The following is a 17,775-nucleotide window of genomic DNA, read 5'->3' on the forward strand; positions in this document are numbered from 1 at the left end:
CAGAAAGAGGACGACCCCTTTGGATATTTTATCGCTGATTTCCGGTATTGGTGGCGGCGGGCTGACCGTGTTGTGGTTTGTTTTGGCCTTGTCGATCATCGTCGCGATCCATGAGTATGGTCACTATATTGTTGGCCGTTGGAGCGGCATTGGCGCGGACGTATTCAGCCTTGGCTTTGGGCCGGTGATTTGGTCGCGCTATGACAAGCGCGGCACCAAATGGCAGATCGCGGCGATACCACTGGGCGGCTATGTAAAGTTCAAGGGTGACGCCAATGCTGCAAGCGGCAAAGACGGCGAAGCTATGGATGAAATGTCTGAGGAAGAGCGGCGCCACACCATGCATGGAGCCCCGCTTTGGGCGCGAGCTGCCACAGTTCTGGCGGGCCCAGTGTTCAACTTCATTCTGTCGATCATTATCTTCACCGGCGTGATGATGTTCAACGGTCAGATTGGCAGCAAGCTGATCGTGGGTGAGATCTGGGATCTGCCGGAGGCGCCGTACGAGTTGCAGCAGGGCGATGTTGTGACCGCGATTGCTGGGGCGGAGATCCCGTCGTTTGACGATCCAGCGGCTTTTGATGAATTTGCCAAGGCGATGCCCAAGGAAGCGGTGCTGAGTTATTCGGTTGAGCGCGATGGCGGGACTTTAGAGGTGTCCGGGCCGTTTTTGTATCCGCCGATGGTGCAGTCTCTGGCGCCGCGATCGGCGGCCTATAACGCTGGTCTGGAAGTGGGTGACGTGTTCACCGCGATCGACGGGGCGCCGATTGTGGCTTTCTCTCAGCTGAAGGAAGCTGTTGAAGGTGGTGAAGGGCGTACGTTGTCGTTGACGGTGGACCGTGCGGGCACAGTGGATCAATTTGATTTGACACCACGTCGTGTGGATGAACCGCAAGCGGATGGTGGGTTCGTCACGCATTGGCGGATCGGCATTGGTGGCGGGTTGGCATTTGATCCAGCGACAGAGACTTTACCAGCGGGCGAGGCATTTATGGCTGGTGTGCGTCAGACCGGGCGGATCATGGAAGGCTCTGTCAGCGGGCTATACCATATGATCACCGGCGCGATCAGCAGCTGTAACCTGTCAGGTCCGGTCGGAATTGCGCAGACCTCCAGCGCGATGGCTAGCCAAGGGGCGCAGAGCTTCATTTGGTTTATCGCCGTATTGTCCACCGCAATTGGCCTATTGAACCTGTTCCCGATTCCGATGCTGGATGGCGGCCACTTGGTGTTCTACGCCTATGAGGCTGTGACCGGGAAACCGCCTGCAGACGGCGTGCTGCGGATTCTGATGACGGCGGGCTTGGTATTGGTATTGAGCATGATGGTGTTTGGTCTGACCAACGATTTGTTCTGCCCGTAAACCGAAAATTTGGGCGTGGGTTTTTCTCTGCGCCCAATTTTTGCCCAATTCGCCGGCTACTGTTAGCGAGTAGGTAAGAATTGGGTTTGGAACTATGCACACAATCGAAGACGGATACCGCGCAGTTGGTTTGCTCATCGACATTAACTGGGAACGTTTGTTGTTCCCAACGGCGATCATCGCCGGGTTGTCGCTTGGCTCCTACATCGGCACGATGATCATGAATGGCGGCCTGTACTGACGCCAAGTGAGCGGAACGGGGCCGGCACACAATATTGTGTGGTGCAATAGGCCTCACCCGCTATCCATGCTGAAGCCGCGCAGGCCGATTCTCTTTGATCAAAGGCCAATGCTGTTTTGACATCAGCCCTCAGACCCGATAGTCACAATCCAACTGGGATGTACTGCGGAGTTTGGGAATGACCAAACAATCGAGGGCTTTGGCGATCGCCAAAGACGGGGGAGAGGTGCAGAATCGGCGCCTCATAACAGCGTTTTTCTTTGCAATTTTTGCGGTTGTGATCGCGATGCCAACCTTTGGCCGCGCACAAACGTATAATTTCAGCTCCATTCGGGTGGAAGGCAATCAGCGGATCGAAGCCGCCGCGGTGGCCAACTACGCTGCGATTCCACGTGGCACGGCTGTTACGGCTGGTCAGGTGAATGCTGCGTATCAGCGCGTTTTGGGAAGTGGTGTGTTTGAAACCGTTGAAATGGTTCCAAGTGGCAGCACCCTTGTCATCAAGGTGACGGAGTATCCCACAATCAACCGCATCAACTTTGAGGGCAACAAGCGTCTCAAAGATGAGGCGTTGTCGCAGTTGGTGGAATCAGAGTCTCGTCGTGTTTTAAATCCAGCGGTTGCGGAGCGTGACGCCGCGCGCATCACACAGGCGTATTCTGAACAGGGCCGTTTGGCCGCGCGCGTGAACACCCGTGTTATTCGACGCAGCGACAATCGCGCGGACCTGATCTTTGAAGTGTTCGAAGGTGGTGTCGTCGAAATTGAGCGCATTGGCTTTGTGGGCAACCGCAACTTTAGTGACAATCGGTTGCGTCGTGTTTTGGCGACCAAACAGGCAGGTCTTCTTCGGGCGTTCTTTAAACAGGACACCTTTGTGAATGACCGCATCGAGTTTGATAAGCAGGTGCTGCGCGATTTCTATCTGTCGCGAGGGTATGTCGACTTCCGCACGGTGGGTGTGAACGCAGAATTGTCTCGTGAGCGGGACGGCTATTTCCTGACGTTCAACATCGAGGAAGGCCAGCAGTTCAAGTTTGGCAACATCACGGCGACAAGCGAAATTGATGGCGTTGATGCGCAGGCCTATCTGGACACGCTGCGTCTGAAGCCGGGTGTGGTATACTCTCCGACACTGGTGGAAAACTCAATTTCCCGGATGGAACGGTTTGGTCTGAAACAGGGGCAAGATTTCCTGCGGGTGGACCCGCGGATTTCGCGCAACGACCGTGATTTGACGCTGGATGTGGATTTCGTACTGACCAAAGGCCCTAAGATCTTTGTTGAGCGCATCGACATCGAAGGCAACACAACAACGTTGGACAAGGTGATCCGGAACCAGTTCCGCATTGCCGAAGGCGATCCCTTTAACCCACGCGAAATCCGTGAAAGCGCAGAACGCATCCGTGCGCTTGGGTTCTTCACGGTGGCAGATGTGAATGCCCGAGAGGGCAGCTCGCCAAGCCAAGTGATTGTGGATGTGGATGTTGAAGAGCAGCCAACAGGTTCATTGGCGCTGGGTGGTACCTATTCGACCAACGATGGGCTGGGGCTTGTTGTGCGGTTCAACGAGTCAAACTTCCTTGGGCGTGGCCAGAGCTTTGGACTGTCCTTCTCCACCTCGTCAGACATTAAAGACTACAGTTTGTCGTTTGCGGAACCAGCGTTTTTGGGGCGTAACTTGACCGCCGGATTTGGGTTCTTCTACAAGGAGTTCGAGCCCGGAGAAGCGCGCTTTACCAACACTGTTGGAGAGTTTTCTCCATATCTCGGATTTGAGATGGGTGAGTATTCCAACATGCAGCTGCGGTATAAGTTGGAACGATCCGATATCACCGTTGAGAGCGCAAATGCGGTGCCCGGCTCGATTATTGATACTGAAGCTTCTCGTGGCGAACTCTGGAAGAGCTCCGTCGGCTACACCTATCGCTATGATACACGCCGGCGCGGACTTGATCCAAACCGAGGGTACCTTTTGGAGTTTGGACAAGACTTCGGTGGGCTTGGCGGCGACTATACATTTGTTTCAACAACCGCGCGTGCGGTGGCTGAATCCAAAGTATGGCATGAAGAGGTGACCTTGCGTGCCACGTTGCAAGGTGGTGCTTTGTACTCTCCAGATGGCGACAGTCGGATTGATGATCGCTACATCGTTAGCAATCGGGACATCCGCGGCTTTGAGCCGTACGGCATCGGCCCGCGTGAGCGTTCGGCGGATGGGTCGTTGGATGACGCCTTGGGTGGCAAGTACTACGCTTCGGCCCGGTTTGAGGCGGAGTTTCCGTTGGGCCTGCCGGAAGAACTGGGGATCACAGGCGGCTTGTTCTACGATGTTGGGTCGTTGTGGGGGCTGGACAACACAAGCGGTGTAGGCACAGTCTACTATGAAGACTTCACCTTACGTCATGTGATTGGGGCGTCGATCTTCTGGACAACGCCAATTGGCCCGCTGCGGTTCAACTTCACCAAAGCCCTGCAGAAAGAAGAGTTTGATCGGGATCAGAGTTTTGACTTCACCATCAGTGCCCAGTTCTGATTTGATATGAGTGGAAATGCACTTCGCATAGTATTTCTGGTCGGGGCGCTTCTCGGCGCCCCGTTTGCCTTTGCGCAAGAAACCGCATTGCCGCAGTCCCAAGTGTTGACTGTCGACAGTGACGTGATGTTCAGTCAGTCGATGTTTGGCATTCGCGTGGCCCAAGAGTTGGCGGCGGACGAGTCAATTTTGTTGGCGGAGAACAGACGCATTCAGGCGGAGTTGACGGCGGAAGAGAGGGCGCTCACCGACAAGCGCGGTGAGATGGACGCAGACGCGTTTCGTGCGGTGGCAGAGGCGTTTGACGCACGGGTGGTGCAGATCCGCTTGGAACAAGACCAGAAAGCCTCCAATTTGGAGCAGCGTCGTCAGCGCGAGCAGGAGGCCTTTATCCGTGTTGCCAGCCCAGTTTTGACAGCGCTGATGCGGGATGCCGGGGCGAGCGTGATCCTGGAGCGCCGGGACATTTTGCTGGGAGACCCGGCAGTGGATGTGACGTCTTTTGCGATTGAGCGCCTCAATCGAATGTTGGGAGATGGGCGGGCCAAAAGCGGGCTACCGGAAGACGAATAGAAACAGGGTGTTGGCCTTGTTCCGATGGTTTTCGATTTTGGTGGCATGGTAAGTCATTGATTGCAGGCTGGCGCTTGCTCCTCGCGGCGCGGGTTGCTAGGGCTAGGATCAAAGTCTTAGGCCGCACGAGGAGCAAACTATGTCCGAAGATCTCAAGAGCGCCGATATCGAACTGATCCAACGGCTCATTCCGCATCGCTATCCCTTTTTGCTGGTCGACAAAGTGATTGATATCGATGGATATCAATCGGCCAAAGGCATCAAGATGGTCACGATGAACGAGCCGCATTTTCAGGGCCACTTCCCCAAAAAGCCGATCATGCCAGGTGTAACCATTGTGGAAGCCATGGCGCAGACGTCGGCCATTATGGTGGGCGTAGCACTGGATTTGGCCGACAAAGACTTGTTGGTGTATTTCATGGGCATCGACAAATGTAAGTTCCGCCGGATGGTTGTTCCAGGTGACAAGCTGGAAATGAAAGTGGAAACCACCCGAGGCAAACCAGGCGGCAAAGTCTGGAAATTTGCTGGCACCGCAACAGTTGATGGCGACGTGGCGTGTGAAGTTGAATTCACCGCAATGATGGATTTGCCTAAGGAGTAACGCTGATGGCTATTTCTGCAAAAGCAGAGGTGCATGCCTCAGCGGTGATCGAAGACGGCGCGGTTGTTTCGGATGGCTGCGTTGTGGGGCCGTTTTGTGTGGTGGGGCCAAAGGTTGTGTTGCAGTCGGGTGTTGAGCTGAAGTCCCATGTGGTGGTGACCGGAGACACCGAGATTGGTGCGAACACGGTTGTGTTTAGCTTCTCTGTGATTGGCGAAGTTCCGCAGGATCTTAAATTTGGTGGTGAAGACACCAAGCTGCTGATCGGTGAACGCAATCGCATCCGTGAGCATGTCACCATGAACAGTGGTACTGAGGGTGGTGGCGGAGTTACGCGCGTAGGCAACGACGGGTTGTTCATGGCCGGCTGCCACATCGCGCATGATGCACAGATTGGCAACAACGTGATTGTGGTGAATTCGGCAGCCGTGGCGGGACATTGTATCATTGAAGATGACGTGATTATCGGCGGATTGTGCGGCATTCACCAGTGGGTGCGTATTGGCCGTGGTGCCATCATTGGCGCGGTCAGTATGGTGACAAACGACGTAATCCCTTATGGCCTGGTGCAAGGACCGCGTGGCGAGCTTGACGGGCTGAACCTTGTGGGATTGAAACGTCGCGGTGTGGCACGTTCTGACATCACCGCTTTGCGGGCGGCGTTTCAGATGCTGGCGCAGGGCGAGGGTGCTTTTCAAGCGCGGGCCAAGCGTTTGGGCGAAGAGACCGACAGCGCGTATGTGCAAGAGATGGTTGCCTTTATCATGGGCGACTCTGACCGTTCTTTCCTGACGCCGAGGTAAACAATGAGCAGGCTGGCTATTCTTTGTGGCGGCGGCACTTTGCCGGTTACGCTGGCAACGGCGCATCCGGACGCAATGTGTGTTGTCTTTGAAGGTGTTTCACATGACATGCCCGGCGACGTATTTTCTCATCGTTTTGAAAAGATGGGCGGGCTGTTTGAGGCCTTGAAGGATGGCGGTGTAACGCGCCTTGTGATGGCTGGTGGCCTTGGACGTCCTCCTCTCAATCCTGCTGAGTTTGATGCTGGAATGATGGCTATTGCGCCACGCTTGATGCCCGCGCTGCAAGGTGGCGACGATGCAATTTTGCGGCTGATCATTGCGGTGTTTGAAGAGCAGGGCTTTGAGGTTGTTGGCGCACATGAGCTGCTTGACGGTTTGACCGCAGAAGAAGGCCTGTTGGCAGGTCCTGAACCGTCAAAGCAGGCCATGCAGGATGCAAGCAGGGCTGCGGACATTTTGCTTGCACTGTCTCCGTTGGATGTGGGGCAGGGTGCAGTTGTGGCGGCGGGGCTCGCGCTTGGCATTGAGACCTTACAAGGCACCGACGCGATGTTGCGGTTTGTATCTGAGACGCCGGACCATTTGCGCCGCGGCAAAGGGGTTTTCCTAAAAGCACCAAAGCGGGGGCAGGATTTACGGGTAGATATGCCTGCGATTGGGCCGGATACCGTGCGAGCGGCTGCGAAGGCTGGCGTAGAAGGTGTCGTGGTGGCGGCAGGGCGCGTGGTTGTGTTGGGTCGATCGCAAACTCTTGCAGCATTGGAAGACACCGGACTGTTCTTGTTGTCGCGGGTGATCTGATGAAGGTGTTTCTGGTCGCAGGCGAGTTGTCGGGCGACCGGCTTGGTGGGGCGCTCATGGAGGGGCTGCGCCAACTGGTGCCGGATGTGCAATTTGCCGGCGTTGGTGGGCCGTTGATGGCAGCGCAGGGGCTTGAGAGCTTGTTCGCGATGGATGAGTTAAGTGTGATGGGCATTGCAGAGGTGTTGCCCAAGTACCGACATCTGGTGAAGCGCATGCATCAAACCGCAAATGCGGCGCTGGACTGGCAGCCAGATGTGATGGTGACCATCGATAGCCCGGATTTCTGCCTGCGCGTGGCGCGGGAAGTGAAGGCGAAGAGCAACTTGCGATGCGTGCATTATGTGGCGCCGTCGGTTTGGGCGTGGCGGCCAAAGCGAGCCAAGAAAATGGCCAAACACGTGGATCAGGTTTTGGCGCTTTTGCCGTTTGAGCCGCCTTACATGGAGGCGGTTGGACTGCGCTGTGATTTTGTTGGTCATCCGGTGGTCACTGAACCAGTGGCAAGTGACGACGAGGTTACAGCGTTTCGGATGAACCATGGCATTGATGACGCGCCGTTGCTGCTGGCCCTGCCGGGATCTCGGCGGGGGGAAGTTGGTCGGATGACGCCAACCTTTGGCGAAGTGGTCGCGCGATTGGTTCACCAGAAACCGGATTTGAAAGTTGTTGTGCCTGCGGCAGCGCCAGTGGCAGGGCTGGTGAAAGAGCTGGTAGCGGACTGGACAGTCACGCCAATTGTGCTTGATCCAAATGAGATGAGTGCAGCAGAGGCGCATGCGCAAAAACTCGCGGCGTTTAAGGCGGCGGATGTGGCTTTGGCGGCATCGGGCACCGTGTCGCTTGAACTTGCCGCCAGCGATACGCCTATGGTTATTGGCTATAACATGAGTTGGATCAGTTGGCAGATCATCAGCCGCATGCTCCTGATAGATACGGGCACGTTGGTGAATTTGGTGGCAGAGAGTCGGACAGTGCCGGAATTTATGGGGCCAGCGTTTCAGGCTGAAGACATTGCGCCCGCCATTCTGCGGGTGCTGGATGACTCTTCGGGACAACGTGCGGCCATGGATCTGACCATGGAGCGTTTGGGGCGGGGACAGGAGTTCCCCGGTCTGCGCGCAGCCCGAGCTGTATTGGATGGACTGTAAAAATGATCGATGAGTTTGGCATTGCGCTGTCCGCAGTGACCGCGCATGTGGCCACCAATTTGGACAACCTCGCCATCATGGTTGGTTTGATCTTGACCGTTGGGCAGTTGCGGACCTTGAGCGGATATCTGATTGCACAGGGCATGATGCTGTCTGCGGCCTACTTTGTGTCCGCCGGGCTAGAGACTGGCTTGCCGCATCAGGTTGGCTACCTCGGGTTCATTCCGATTGGATTGGGTCTGTATGCCTTGGTTGGGCGCTATCTGGGCGCTGATAGCACCGCCGCGGAGCAAGTGTCGAAGTCGCATGTTCTGGCAATTATTGCGCTTTTTCTCAGCGTGTCGTTTGACAGTTTCGCTGTGTTCACGCCGTTGTTGGCGGATTCGGGCCCGAGTTACACAGCGCCAATTTTGTTTGGCGCAGGCCTTTCTGTGGTGGGTTTGGCCGTTGGGGGAGCTGCCTTAGCCTCGATGGCCCCTGCGAAGGTGTCACGTCTGGAGCGCCTTGAGTGGCTGGCACCTTATGTGATGATCGCCATCGGGCTTTACGTGGTGATCAATACTGGCACTGACATCACCTGACGGCGCGGCTCAGTAGCCGCGCCAGATCCAGCCACCGCCATAGATGCGGGAGCTGTCGTTGTCATAAAACACACAGGCCTGACCGGGGGAGACACCCTCTTCTGGTGTGAGCAGCTCCACCTCGGCGGTGTCCGGTCCTGTTGGACGCAAGATGGCGTCACGCGGTGGGCGAGTGGAACGCACTTTGACTGACATGTGCCACTCCTTGCGGCTTTCAAACGGCTCATCCCCAAGCCAGTTGATTTCGCGGACCGGAATGATGCGAGTTGAAAGCAACTCTTTGGGGCCAACGACAACTTGTTTTTTGTCCACGTCGAGCTTCACCACATATAGCGGCGTCGTTAGGCCGCCAATGCCGAGACCGCGCCGTTGGCCAATGGTGTAGTGGATCACACCGTTGTGCGTGCCAAGGACAGCGCCCTCGTTATCAACAATTTCGCCTGGTTCCGCTGCACCGGGGCGTAGTTTTTCAATCACGCTGGCGTAGTCGCCATTGGGAACAAAGCAGATGTCTTGGCTGTCTGGTTTGTCCGCCACCGCAAGACCGTATTCGGCAGCCAAAGCACGGGTAGCGTCTTTGTTTGGCAGGTGGCCCAGTGGGAAGCGTAGATAATCAAGCTGCTCCGGGGTGGTGGAGAACAGGAAATAGCTTTGGTCGCGATTGGCGTCAGCGGCGGAGTGCAATTCCGGACCCTCTTCACCGAGTTTTCGCTGGATGTAGTGACCGGTGGCCATGCAATCCGCTTCCAGATCTTTGGCGGTTTCCAAAAGATCTTTGAATTTCACCCGTTCGTTGCAGCGGATGCAGGGCACAGGTGTGGCGCCGCCAAGATAGCTGTCGGCAAATTCATCAATCACGGCATCTTGGAAAATGTTCTCATAATCCAGGACGTAATGCGGAAACCCTTTTTCCTCAGCCACACGTCGGGCGTCATGGATATCTATACCGGCGCAACAGGCGCCTTTTTTGGCCAAAGCCGCGCCGTGGTCGTAAAGCTGCAAAGTTACGCCAACCACATCGTAGCCTTCGTCCGCCAATTGGGCGGCGACCACGGAACTGTCGACGCCACCGGACATGGCAACAACCACGCGGGTCTCGGATGGGGGTTTGGCAAAACCGAGCGAATTAAGGGGTGTGTCGCCATCAAGCGGCATGGTGAGTCTCTCCGGGTCAGAAGTCCAAGAGAATATAGGAAAATCTTACACACTCTCAAGGGCTGCTTTAGGGCCTCGTTAAGTCCCATGCGCGATTATTTTCCCACCAAGAGGATGAGCGAGATGTTTTTAAAGAAAGTGGAAGGCCCCAGATGTGTGACTCTGACCGATGGTCAGGTCATGACACGTGCCGACTTGCCGCCAGCCAAAACCAAGCGATGGGTGGCATCCCGCAAAGCGGCCGTGGTGCGTGGCGTGGCGTATGGATTGATAACCAAGCGGGAAGCGCTTGAAATGTATAGTCTAAGTGAAGATGAATTTAATGAATGGGTGACAGCAGTTTCCACCCATGGGCAAGACGCGCTGAAGGCGACGGCCGTTCAAAAATATCGCTAACTCTAGCAATCTCTGTTAACCTTCCTAAATCGGTAACCAGTCGTTAACCTTTATTCGTTAAGGTTAACGACAGTAACCCTCCAACGTAAGGAAGCCGAACCAATGAGAGTGCTGCTGGTCGAAGACGATCCTACAACATCCAAAAGCATCGAGATGATGTTGACTCACGCCAACCTGAATGTTTACGCCACTGATCTTGGCGAAGAAGGCATCGATCTGGCGAAGCTTTACGATTACGACCTTATTTTGCTGGACCTGGGCTTGCCAGACATGACCGGCCACGAGGTTCTGCGTCAGTTGCGCACCTCCCGTATCGACACACCAATTCTGATCCTGTCGGGTGCGGATGACACCGAAAGCAAGCTCAAGGGCTTTGGCTACGGTGCAGACGATTACCTGACCAAACCGTTCCACCGCGAAGAGCTGGTGGCCCGTATTCATGCCATTATCCGTCGCTCCAAAGGCCATTCTCAGTCAATCATTAAGACTGGCCAGATTAACGTAAACCTGGATGCGAAGACTGTCGAAGTCGAAAACAAGCCTGTGCACCTGACCGGTAAAGAATACCAAATGCTGGAGCTGCTGTCCCTTCGTAAGGGCACCACGCTGACCAAAGAGATGTTCCTGAACCACCTGTATGGCGGCATGGACGAGCCGGAACTAAAGATCATCGACGTGTTTATCTGTAAGCTTCGCAAGAAGTTGTCGGAGGCGACCGGTGGTGACAATTACATCGAGACCGTCTGGGGCCGTGGCTATGTGCTGCGCGATCCGGAACCGGTAGCTGGAACGGACGATCCGGTGGCGATGCGCGCCTAAGGCGCCTGCGACCTCTGGACGTTGACGGTTGTCAGCCCTATTGCTTGGGAGGGTAGTATAGGGAGGCGGCCGTGGCCAAAGAGATTGCTGTCACAGATATGACTTTAGATCAGGCGCGCGAGGCCCTCGCGCGCCTTTCTGCGTTGTTAGGCCACGCGAATCGCGATTACCACGGGGCCGATGCGCCGACGATCACGGATGCGGAATATGACCGGCTCAAACGGCGCAATGCCGAGATTGAAGCACAGTTTCCGGATCTGAAGCGTGACGACAGCCCCAGCGAGCAGGTTGGTGCGACACCGTCCGAGGGTTTTGGCAAGATCACCCATAAGGTGGCCATGCTGAGCCTTGGCAATGCCTTTGAAGATCAAGATGTAGCCGATTTTGACGAGCGCATTCGCAAGTATCTGGGTATGGGAGCCGAGCCGCTTGGGTTTACGGCGGAGCCAAAGATTGACGGGTTAAGCCTGTCCATTCGTTATGAATATGGCGAGATGGTACATGCGGCAACGCGGGGTGACGGCAGCACCGGCGAAGATGTGACAGCCAATGCGCACACGATTGCCGATATCCCGCAGAACATTGCTAATGCGCCAGAGGTGCTGGAGGTGCGCGGTGAAGTTTACATGAGCCACGCTGATTTTGAGGCGTTGAATGCGCGGATCAGCGAAGAAAACGAAAAATTGGAGGCGGCTGGCAAGAAACCAAAGACGGTGTTTGCCAACCCGCGCAATGCGGCTGCGGGCAGCCTGCGGCAATTGGATGCGCAGATCACACGAGAGCGGCCACTGAGGTTCTTTGCTTATGCTTGGGGGGAGTTGTCAGAATCCCTTGCGGACACCCAAATGGATGCAATTTCGCGGCTTCAAAGCTTTGGGTTTGTCATCAACGACTTGACTAAAGTGTGTGACAGTCCCGAAGCGTTGATTTCACACTACAAGATGATCGAAGAGCGGCGCGCGACGTTGGGCTATGATATTGATGGGGTGGTTTACAAGGTAAACGATCTGGCGCTGCAGGAGCGACTTGGATTCCGCTCGACAACGCCGCGTTGGGCGATTGCACACAAGTTCCCGGCGGAGCTAGCTTGGACACGGTTGGAAGAGATTGATATTCAAGTGGGCCGCACGGGCGCGTTGAGCCCGGTGGCGCGATTGGCTCCGGTGACGGTGGGCGGCGTGGTGGTTAGCAATGCGACCTTGCACAATGAGGACTACATTGCTGGGCGAGACAGCAAAGGGGCGACCATTCGCGATGGAAAAGACATCCGCGAAGGTGACTGGGTGCAGGTTTATCGTGCCGGGGATGTGATCCCAAAAGTGGCGGATGTAGATCTGAAGAAACGTCCAGACGAGGCTGTGCCGTATGGATTTCCGGAAAAGTGCCCTGTATGCGAATCCGCAGCCGTGCGCGAAGAAGGGGACGCGGTGCGCTACTGTACCGGCGGCTTGATTTGTGCGGCGCAAGCGGTTGAAAAAATGAAGCATTTCGTGGCCCGTAAGGCGCTGGATATCGAAGGGTTGGGCACCAAACAGATTGAGATGTTTTACGAAGATCCTGATCTACCAGTCAGGACACCTGCGGATATTTTCACGCTTGCGGAGCGGGATGGTGCGAACCTGACCAAGCTTTCGAACCGAAAAGGCTGGAAAGACAAAAGTGTGGTCAACCTCTTTGCTGCGATTGAGGACAAGCGCGAGATTGCTTTTGCGCGGTTGTTGTTTGGTCTGGGCATTCGACATGTAGGGGAAACAGCAGCCAAGGATTTGGCGCTGCATTTCTTGACGTGGGGCGACATGACCGCTGCGGCGGAAAAGGCTCGGCCGGCTGCGCTGGCATGGCGCGCGGCGGATTTGGCAGAAGATCGAGAGCGAGCAGCGGCGCAAGCCGAAGGGCGACGTGCGAAGGTAAAAGAGTCTCGGGATGCGGCCGTGGCGGCGCATGAGGTGTCTGTCGAGGCCCAGGCGGCGTGGGATGACCTGACCGGGATCGACGGGATCGGCGCGGCTGTTGGTCTCTCGCTTACTGATGTCTTTGCCAACGAGCGGGAACGCGGCGAGTTTGACCGGCTAGTAGGCATGCTGACCGTGGTGTCGCCGGATGCCCCAGCACAAAACAGTCCGGTGGCGGGAAAGACGGTGGTCTTTACGGGGTCACTTGAGAAGATGACACGGGCAGAAGCCAAGGCGCGGGCTGAGTCTTTGGGCGCCAAAGTATCCGGCTCTGTGAGCAAGAAGACCGACCTATTGGTGGCGGGACCCGGCGCAGGCAGTAAGGCCAAAAAGGCGGGGGACTTGGGCATCGAGATCCTCGATGAAGATAGCTGGCTGGCGATGATCGAGGGCTTATGAGCGGACGTCCCGAGCTTCTATTCCCGCTGTTTGCGGATGTGACAAAACTGGATGGTGTTGGCCCCAAAACGGCGCAGCACCTAGAGCAGATTGACGTCATGAAACCGCGTGACCTTTTGTTTTTGCTGCCATATTCTGGCATTGATCGTGGAGTGAAAATTTCTGTGAATGAAGCCGAGCTGCCTGGTGTGGTGACCGTGCAGGTTTTGGTGGGGGAGCACCGCGCACCACGCAACCGTGGCGGGGCGTACCGGATCACAGTGCAGGACGCGTTGACTTCCTTTCAGCTTGTTTTCTTTCATGCGCGGGGAGACTACTTGAAGAAAATCCTGCCGGAAGGTGCACGGCGGGTGGTGTCTGGGAAAGTAGAGGTCTTTGATAACGTCGCGCAGATGGTGCATCCGGAATATGTGGTGGCACCGGATGAAGCCGAGGAAATCCCGGCGTTTGAGCCGGTCTATCCGCTGACTCATGGTGTGACGCAAAAGACCATGGTGAAGGCGGTTCGCTCCGCCTTGGACCGCACTCCGGAACTGGCGGAGTGGATTGATCCGTCACAAAAGAACAAAGCGAAGTGGCCCAACTGGCGTGAGGCGATGGAACTGGTGCACCGGCCTGAGACTTTGGAGCAGGTGTCGCCCAATCATCCGGCGCGGGAGCGGTTGGCTTATGATGAGTTTTTGGCACATCAATTGACGCTGGCTCTGGCGCGCAGCCAGTTGCAGCGGGCCAAGGGCGTGATTTCCGAGCAGACCGGGGTGTTGCAAGCCAAGGTGCGGGCGGCGCTGCCGTATAGCCCAACCAGTGCGCAGGAGCGGGCGGTTGAGGCGATTGCGCGGGACATGGCAACTGATCAGCGGATGAACCGGCTGCTGCAAGGAGATGTAGGCGCAGGAAAAACTTTGGTGGCGTTTATGGCGTTGTTGGTGGCGGTCGAGGCTGGTGGACAAGGCGTGATGATGGCGCCCACCGAAATTTTGGCGCGGCAACATATGGCGGGGTTGCAACCGTTGGCGGAGAGCGCTGGCGTTGTTGTAGAGGTTTTGACGGGACGCGACAAAGGCAAGGACCGCCAGGCAAAGCTGGAGGCGTTGGCGCGCGGTGACATTCATATTCTAGTGGGCACACATGCGGTGTTTCAGGAGGATGTGCATTTTGCTGATCTGCGGCTTGCCATCATCGACGAGCAGCACCGCTTTGGTGTGCGGCAACGGTTGGAACTGGGTAAAAAGGGCGAGGGGGCGGATGTGCTGGTGATGACGGCGACGCCGATCCCGCGTTCTCTGGCTTTGGCGCAATATGGCGACATGGATGTCTCGGTGCTGGACGAAAAGCCGCCGGGGCGGCAACCGATTACCACGGCGCTGATCTCGACGGAACGCCTGGACGAAGTAGTGGAGCATTTGCGCAAGGCGGTTGCAGAAGGCAAGCAGGCTTATTGGGTTTGTCCTCTGGTCGAGGAAAGTGAGCGGGTGGATTACACGGCGGCGGATGCGCGGTTCAAAGCGCTGCGCAGCGCGCTTGGCGAAGGTGTGTGCGGGTTGGTGCATGGGCAAATGCCGCCCGAGCAGAAAGACGCGGCCATGGCGGCGTTTCAGGCTGGCGAGACACAAGTATTAGTGGCCACCACGGTGATTGAGGTTGGCGTTGATGTGCCCAATGCGACCATCATGGTGATTGAGCGGGCGGAGGCCTTTGGCCTGGCGCAGCTGCACCAGTTACGGGGGCGTGTCGGGCGTGGCTCCCTGGCTTCAACCTGTCTTCTGATGTATCAAGCGCCTTTGACCGAAGGGGGACAGAAGCGCCTAAAAACCCTGCGGGAAAGCGAAGACGGCTTTGCGATCGCCGAGACGGATCTGGAGATGCGTGGCGCAGGAGATTTGATTGGCACGGCGCAGTCGGGCTTGCCACGCTTTCGGATTGCGGATGTGGAGACGCAGGCGAGCCTGATGGCCGTGGCACAGAGCGATGCCCGCAAGCTGCTGCATGATGACCCGACGCTGGAAAGTGAGCGCGGCCAAGCGGCACGTGTTCTTTTGTGGCTGATGGAGCAGGATCAGGCGATCCGTTTGATTTCAGTGGGTTAGTCTCTCTCTAAGGTACTAATTCCCTTAATGTTCTCAAATGTTCTCAAAAAGTTCTTTACTCGACTCACCCAATATGAGAACAAAGTGGCAACAAAATGCTCGGGAAGGAGAGACCAAATGATGCAGCAAATCAAATCGGTTGTGCGCAACTCTGGCGATACATTGTTGCAGGACGCTATTGGCGGTTTGGCCTTGGTTTTCATGCTGGTGCTTGCGCTGCATGTTCCGGGTTTTGTGTGAGCTCTGATATGAGCTTTTGTGTTTGTTCTAGTTTGACGTGGTGAGTCTGATCTAATTCTGCCTGCGAATTTCGTGCCGGTCCGTCCGCGCATCTGTCCCCTAATTGATGCGTTTCGACTGACACTGCCTGTTCATAGTCCTCTTGGGGGTCTGCCTCCCCCTAAGTCGGATGGCCCGGGTCCCACACGATACCGCTTGCGCTTGCCGCCGCCTTCCTTTGGGAAGTGCGGCGGTTTTTTGTGGAGATGGCTCATAGAAGAAGCCGCGCGGCTGGAAAGATGGTCATGCAGATTGGGGAGGATGCTTTTTAGGCGCAGTTTGCCTGCTCTGCCGCGTCAAAAGCCTCGGCAGTGGCATCCAATGCCAGCATGATGGAGGCATGGCGATTTTTGTAATCCCGCGCGGGGCGCAGCACTTCGAGGCCGTCAAAGGGTGCAGGCGGTGTGGCGCCATCTTGCTTTAGCATGGCTTTGAGCGCGTCACGTGCGGTTTCGATACCTTCGCGGGTTTGTCCCAAGACATTGGCGCCGACAACAGAGGCCGCGGCTTGGCCCAGGGCGCAGGCTTTGACGTCTTGTCCAAAGCGGGCGATGCGCCCGTCCTCAATTGTGAGATCGACGGTCACAGTGCTGCCGCAGAGCGGCGAGCGCTTTTTCACGGTGGCATCAGGAGCCTCGAGCCGGTCCGTGTGCGGAATGGCTGCTGCGAGTTGCAGGATCTGGCCAGAGTAGAGCTTGATCAGGTCGGTTTCGCCGGACATCGCGGTTTCCTTTTTTACGCCTTTCCTAGATAGAGAGGAAAATCGCGGATGCAAAGGGGACGATGGTATGGGATTTGATCCAAAGGCGCTGAAGTACAATGAAGCTGGTTTGATCCCGGCAATTGCGCAAGACAGCAAAAGCGGCGAAGTGCTGATGATGGCATGGATGAACGCCGAAGCGGTGGCCAAGACGTTGGAGACCCAGAAGGTCACTTATTGGAGCCGCTCGCGGCAGTCGTTTTGGATCAAGGGTGAGACCTCTGGCCATGTGCAGAAGCTGGTCGATTTCCGCTATGATTGTGATCAGGATTGTATTTTGGTGCTCGTTGAGCAGACCGGCGCAGCCTGCCACACCAACCGACGCACATGTTTTTACACGGCGGTGCGCGATGGTGAGACAGTGGAACTGATGAAGCCATTGGAAGACTAAAGGCCAACCATGGCGCGGATGTCGGCGGGGGACGCCCCATCTGCGCGGTATTTGGCAATGGCGCGGGCGTCGTCTCGTTTGGCGAGGCGCTTGCCATTGTCGTCGCGGATCAATTTGTGGTGATGGTAGCGGGGCGTGGGTAGGCCGAGCAGGTTTTGCAGCACCACATGGATTGCAGTGGCGTCAAACAAGTCCGCGCCGCGAATGACATCCGTCACGCCAGTGGCGGCGTCATCTAGTACGACGGACAGGTGGTAAGATGCGGCCATGTTGGGGCGGGCCAGGACGACGTCGCCCACAGTTGAGACCATCGTGTCGAGACCTAAGGCGTGCGTGCCTGCGTGGTCCGGGCCGCTTTCCTCAAAATGTGCGGGCAGGGCCTTCTCGCAGGCGGCGCGCATGTTGAGACGGATGCATTTGGCGTCTGAATAGGCGTGTCCTGCATTGCGACATGTTCCCGAATAAATGCGCCCGTCGGGGCCAAATTGCGGGACGCCTTCTTGCGGAGCGTTTGCAGCGGCTTCGATGTCGCGGCGGGTGCAGGTGCAGGCATAGGTGAGGCCCATTTCCGAAAGCTTGTGCAATGTTGCGTCGTAATCAGCGAAGTGGTCGGACTGGCGGCGGACGGGCGTCTCCCAGGTGAGATCTAGCCAGGTGAGATCATCGTAGATTTGTTCTTCCCAGTGTAGGCGTGCGCGCGACTGATCAAGGTCATCGATGCGCAGGAAAAATGTGCCGCCAGCGACTTGCGCCATGTCGTGCGCCAGCATCGCCGAATAAGCATGCCCCAAATGCAAGGGGCCGGTTGGGGATGGGGCGAGGCGGGTGATAAAGGTCACAGTTCCAGTCGCTTATAGAGATGTCTTCACGAAAAGAGC

At 56.5% G+C, this 17,775-nt stretch carries 18 protein-coding genes; 15 read left to right on the forward strand and 3 right to left on the reverse strand.

What is annotated here, in order from left to right; all coding sequences use genetic code 11:
• Window positions 1-19: 19 nt before the first annotated feature.
• The 9 genes from rseP (at window position 20) to QOL67_RS12880 (ending at window position 8,659) form a co-directional block, all read left to right on the forward strand.
• Window positions 20-1,366, forward strand: a complete 1,347-nt coding sequence (rseP, locus tag QOL67_RS12840; RefSeq protein ID WP_283426364.1) for an RIP metalloprotease RseP — start codon at window positions 20-22, stop codon at window positions 1,364-1,366.
• Between the two features lie 94 nt (window positions 1,367-1,460).
• A complete protein-coding gene (locus QOL67_RS12845; RefSeq protein WP_283426365.1) occupies window positions 1,461-1,607 on the forward strand; it encodes a hypothetical protein in 147 nt (48 codons plus the stop codon).
• 178 nt (window positions 1,608-1,785) lie between these two features.
• Entirely contained in the window at window positions 1,786-4,143 is a 2,358-nt protein-coding gene (gene bamA, locus QOL67_RS12850) for an outer membrane protein assembly factor BamA (RefSeq protein ID WP_283426366.1), read from the forward strand.
• 6 nt (window positions 4,144-4,149) lie between these two features.
• The gene (locus QOL67_RS12855) at window positions 4,150-4,716 is read left to right on the forward strand and encodes an OmpH/Skp family outer membrane protein (RefSeq protein WP_283426367.1); all 567 of its coding nucleotides are present in this window, start codon (window positions 4,150-4,152) and stop codon (window positions 4,714-4,716) included.
• Window positions 4,717-4,855: 139 nt separating this feature from the next.
• Window positions 4,856-5,320: a 3-hydroxyacyl-ACP dehydratase FabZ gene (fabZ, locus tag QOL67_RS12860; RefSeq protein ID WP_283426368.1), complete on the forward strand. Its 465-nt coding sequence runs from the start codon at window positions 4,856-4,858 to the stop codon at window positions 5,318-5,320.
• A 5-nt stretch (window positions 5,321-5,325) separates the two neighbouring features.
• Entirely contained in the window at window positions 5,326-6,123 is a 798-nt protein-coding gene (gene lpxA / locus QOL67_RS12865; protein WP_283426369.1) for an acyl-ACP--UDP-N-acetylglucosamine O-acyltransferase, read from the forward strand.
• A 3-nt stretch (window positions 6,124-6,126) separates the two neighbouring features.
• Window positions 6,127-6,927: an LpxI family protein gene (locus QOL67_RS12870; RefSeq protein WP_283426370.1), complete on the forward strand. Its 801-nt coding sequence runs from the start codon at window positions 6,127-6,129 to the stop codon at window positions 6,925-6,927.
• The gene (lpxB, locus tag QOL67_RS12875) at window positions 6,927-8,078 is read left to right on the forward strand and encodes a lipid-A-disaccharide synthase (RefSeq protein WP_283426371.1); all 1,152 of its coding nucleotides are present in this window, start codon (window positions 6,927-6,929) and stop codon (window positions 8,076-8,078) included. Before QOL67_RS12870 ends, lpxB begins: the two co-directional genes overlap by 1 nt.
• A gap of 2 nt (window positions 8,079-8,080) precedes the next feature.
• Window positions 8,081-8,659, forward strand: coding sequence for a cadmium resistance transporter (locus tag QOL67_RS12880; protein WP_283426372.1), 579 nt, complete (start codon window positions 8,081-8,083; stop codon window positions 8,657-8,659).
• A gap of 9 nt (window positions 8,660-8,668) precedes the next feature.
• On the opposite strand, the gene mnmA is transcribed toward QOL67_RS12880, so the two are convergent.
• Window positions 8,669-9,814, reverse strand: coding sequence for a tRNA 2-thiouridine(34) synthase MnmA (gene mnmA / locus QOL67_RS12885; RefSeq protein WP_283426373.1), 1,146 nt, complete (start codon window positions 9,812-9,814; stop codon window positions 8,669-8,671).
• 123 nt (window positions 9,815-9,937) lie between these two features.
• Here mnmA and sciP point away from each other — a divergent pair, with 123 nt between their 5' ends.
• The 5 genes from sciP to QOL67_RS12910 all read left to right on the forward strand — a co-directional run bounded on the left by sciP (window position 9,938) and on the right by QOL67_RS12910 (window position 15,707).
• Window positions 9,938-10,210, forward strand: coding sequence for a CtrA inhibitor SciP (gene sciP / locus QOL67_RS12890; protein ID WP_283426374.1), 273 nt, complete (start codon window positions 9,938-9,940; stop codon window positions 10,208-10,210).
• A 102-nt stretch (window positions 10,211-10,312) separates the two neighbouring features.
• Window positions 10,313-11,029 carry a response regulator transcription factor CtrA gene (gene ctrA / locus QOL67_RS12895; RefSeq protein WP_283426375.1) on the forward strand — a complete coding sequence of 239 codons (717 nt, stop codon included), beginning with the start codon at window positions 10,313-10,315 and terminating at the stop codon, window positions 11,027-11,029.
• Window positions 11,030-11,127: 98 nt separating this feature from the next.
• Complete coding sequence (ligA, locus tag QOL67_RS12900; protein ID WP_283426424.1) at window positions 11,128-13,380, forward strand: NAD-dependent DNA ligase LigA; 2,253 nt, start codon at window positions 11,128-11,130, stop codon at window positions 13,378-13,380.
• Entirely contained in the window at window positions 13,377-15,467 is a 2,091-nt protein-coding gene (recG, locus tag QOL67_RS12905; RefSeq protein ID WP_283426376.1) for an ATP-dependent DNA helicase RecG, read from the forward strand. The genes ligA and recG overlap by 4 nt, the downstream gene beginning before the upstream one ends.
• Before the next feature lie 117 nt (window positions 15,468-15,584).
• Window positions 15,585-15,707 carry a hypothetical protein gene (locus QOL67_RS12910; RefSeq protein WP_283426377.1) on the forward strand — a complete coding sequence of 41 codons (123 nt, stop codon included), beginning with the start codon at window positions 15,585-15,587 and terminating at the stop codon, window positions 15,705-15,707.
• Between the two features lie 307 nt (window positions 15,708-16,014).
• Here the strand turns inward: QOL67_RS12910 and QOL67_RS12915 are convergent, their stop codons facing one another.
• A complete protein-coding gene (locus QOL67_RS12915) occupies window positions 16,015-16,467 on the reverse strand; it encodes an iron-sulfur cluster assembly scaffold protein (RefSeq protein ID WP_283426378.1) in 453 nt (150 codons plus the stop codon).
• Between the two features lie 67 nt (window positions 16,468-16,534).
• Between QOL67_RS12915 and hisI the strand changes: the two genes are divergently transcribed.
• A complete protein-coding gene (gene hisI, locus QOL67_RS12920; protein ID WP_283426379.1) occupies window positions 16,535-16,897 on the forward strand; it encodes a phosphoribosyl-AMP cyclohydrolase in 363 nt (120 codons plus the stop codon).
• Here the strand turns inward: hisI and gluQRS are convergent.
• Window positions 16,894-17,736 (reverse strand): tRNA glutamyl-Q(34) synthetase GluQRS, encoded by an 843-nt coding sequence (gene gluQRS / locus QOL67_RS12925; protein ID WP_283426380.1) that lies wholly within the window; start codon window positions 17,734-17,736, stop codon window positions 16,894-16,896. The two genes, hisI and gluQRS, sit on opposite strands and share 4 nt — an antisense overlap.
• Window positions 17,737-17,775 lie beyond the last annotated feature (39 nt).

The organism is Shimia sagamensis (assembly GCF_900182745.1).
GTDB classification, from domain to species: Bacteria; Pseudomonadota; Alphaproteobacteria; order Rhodobacterales; family Rhodobacteraceae; genus Shimia; species Shimia sagamensis.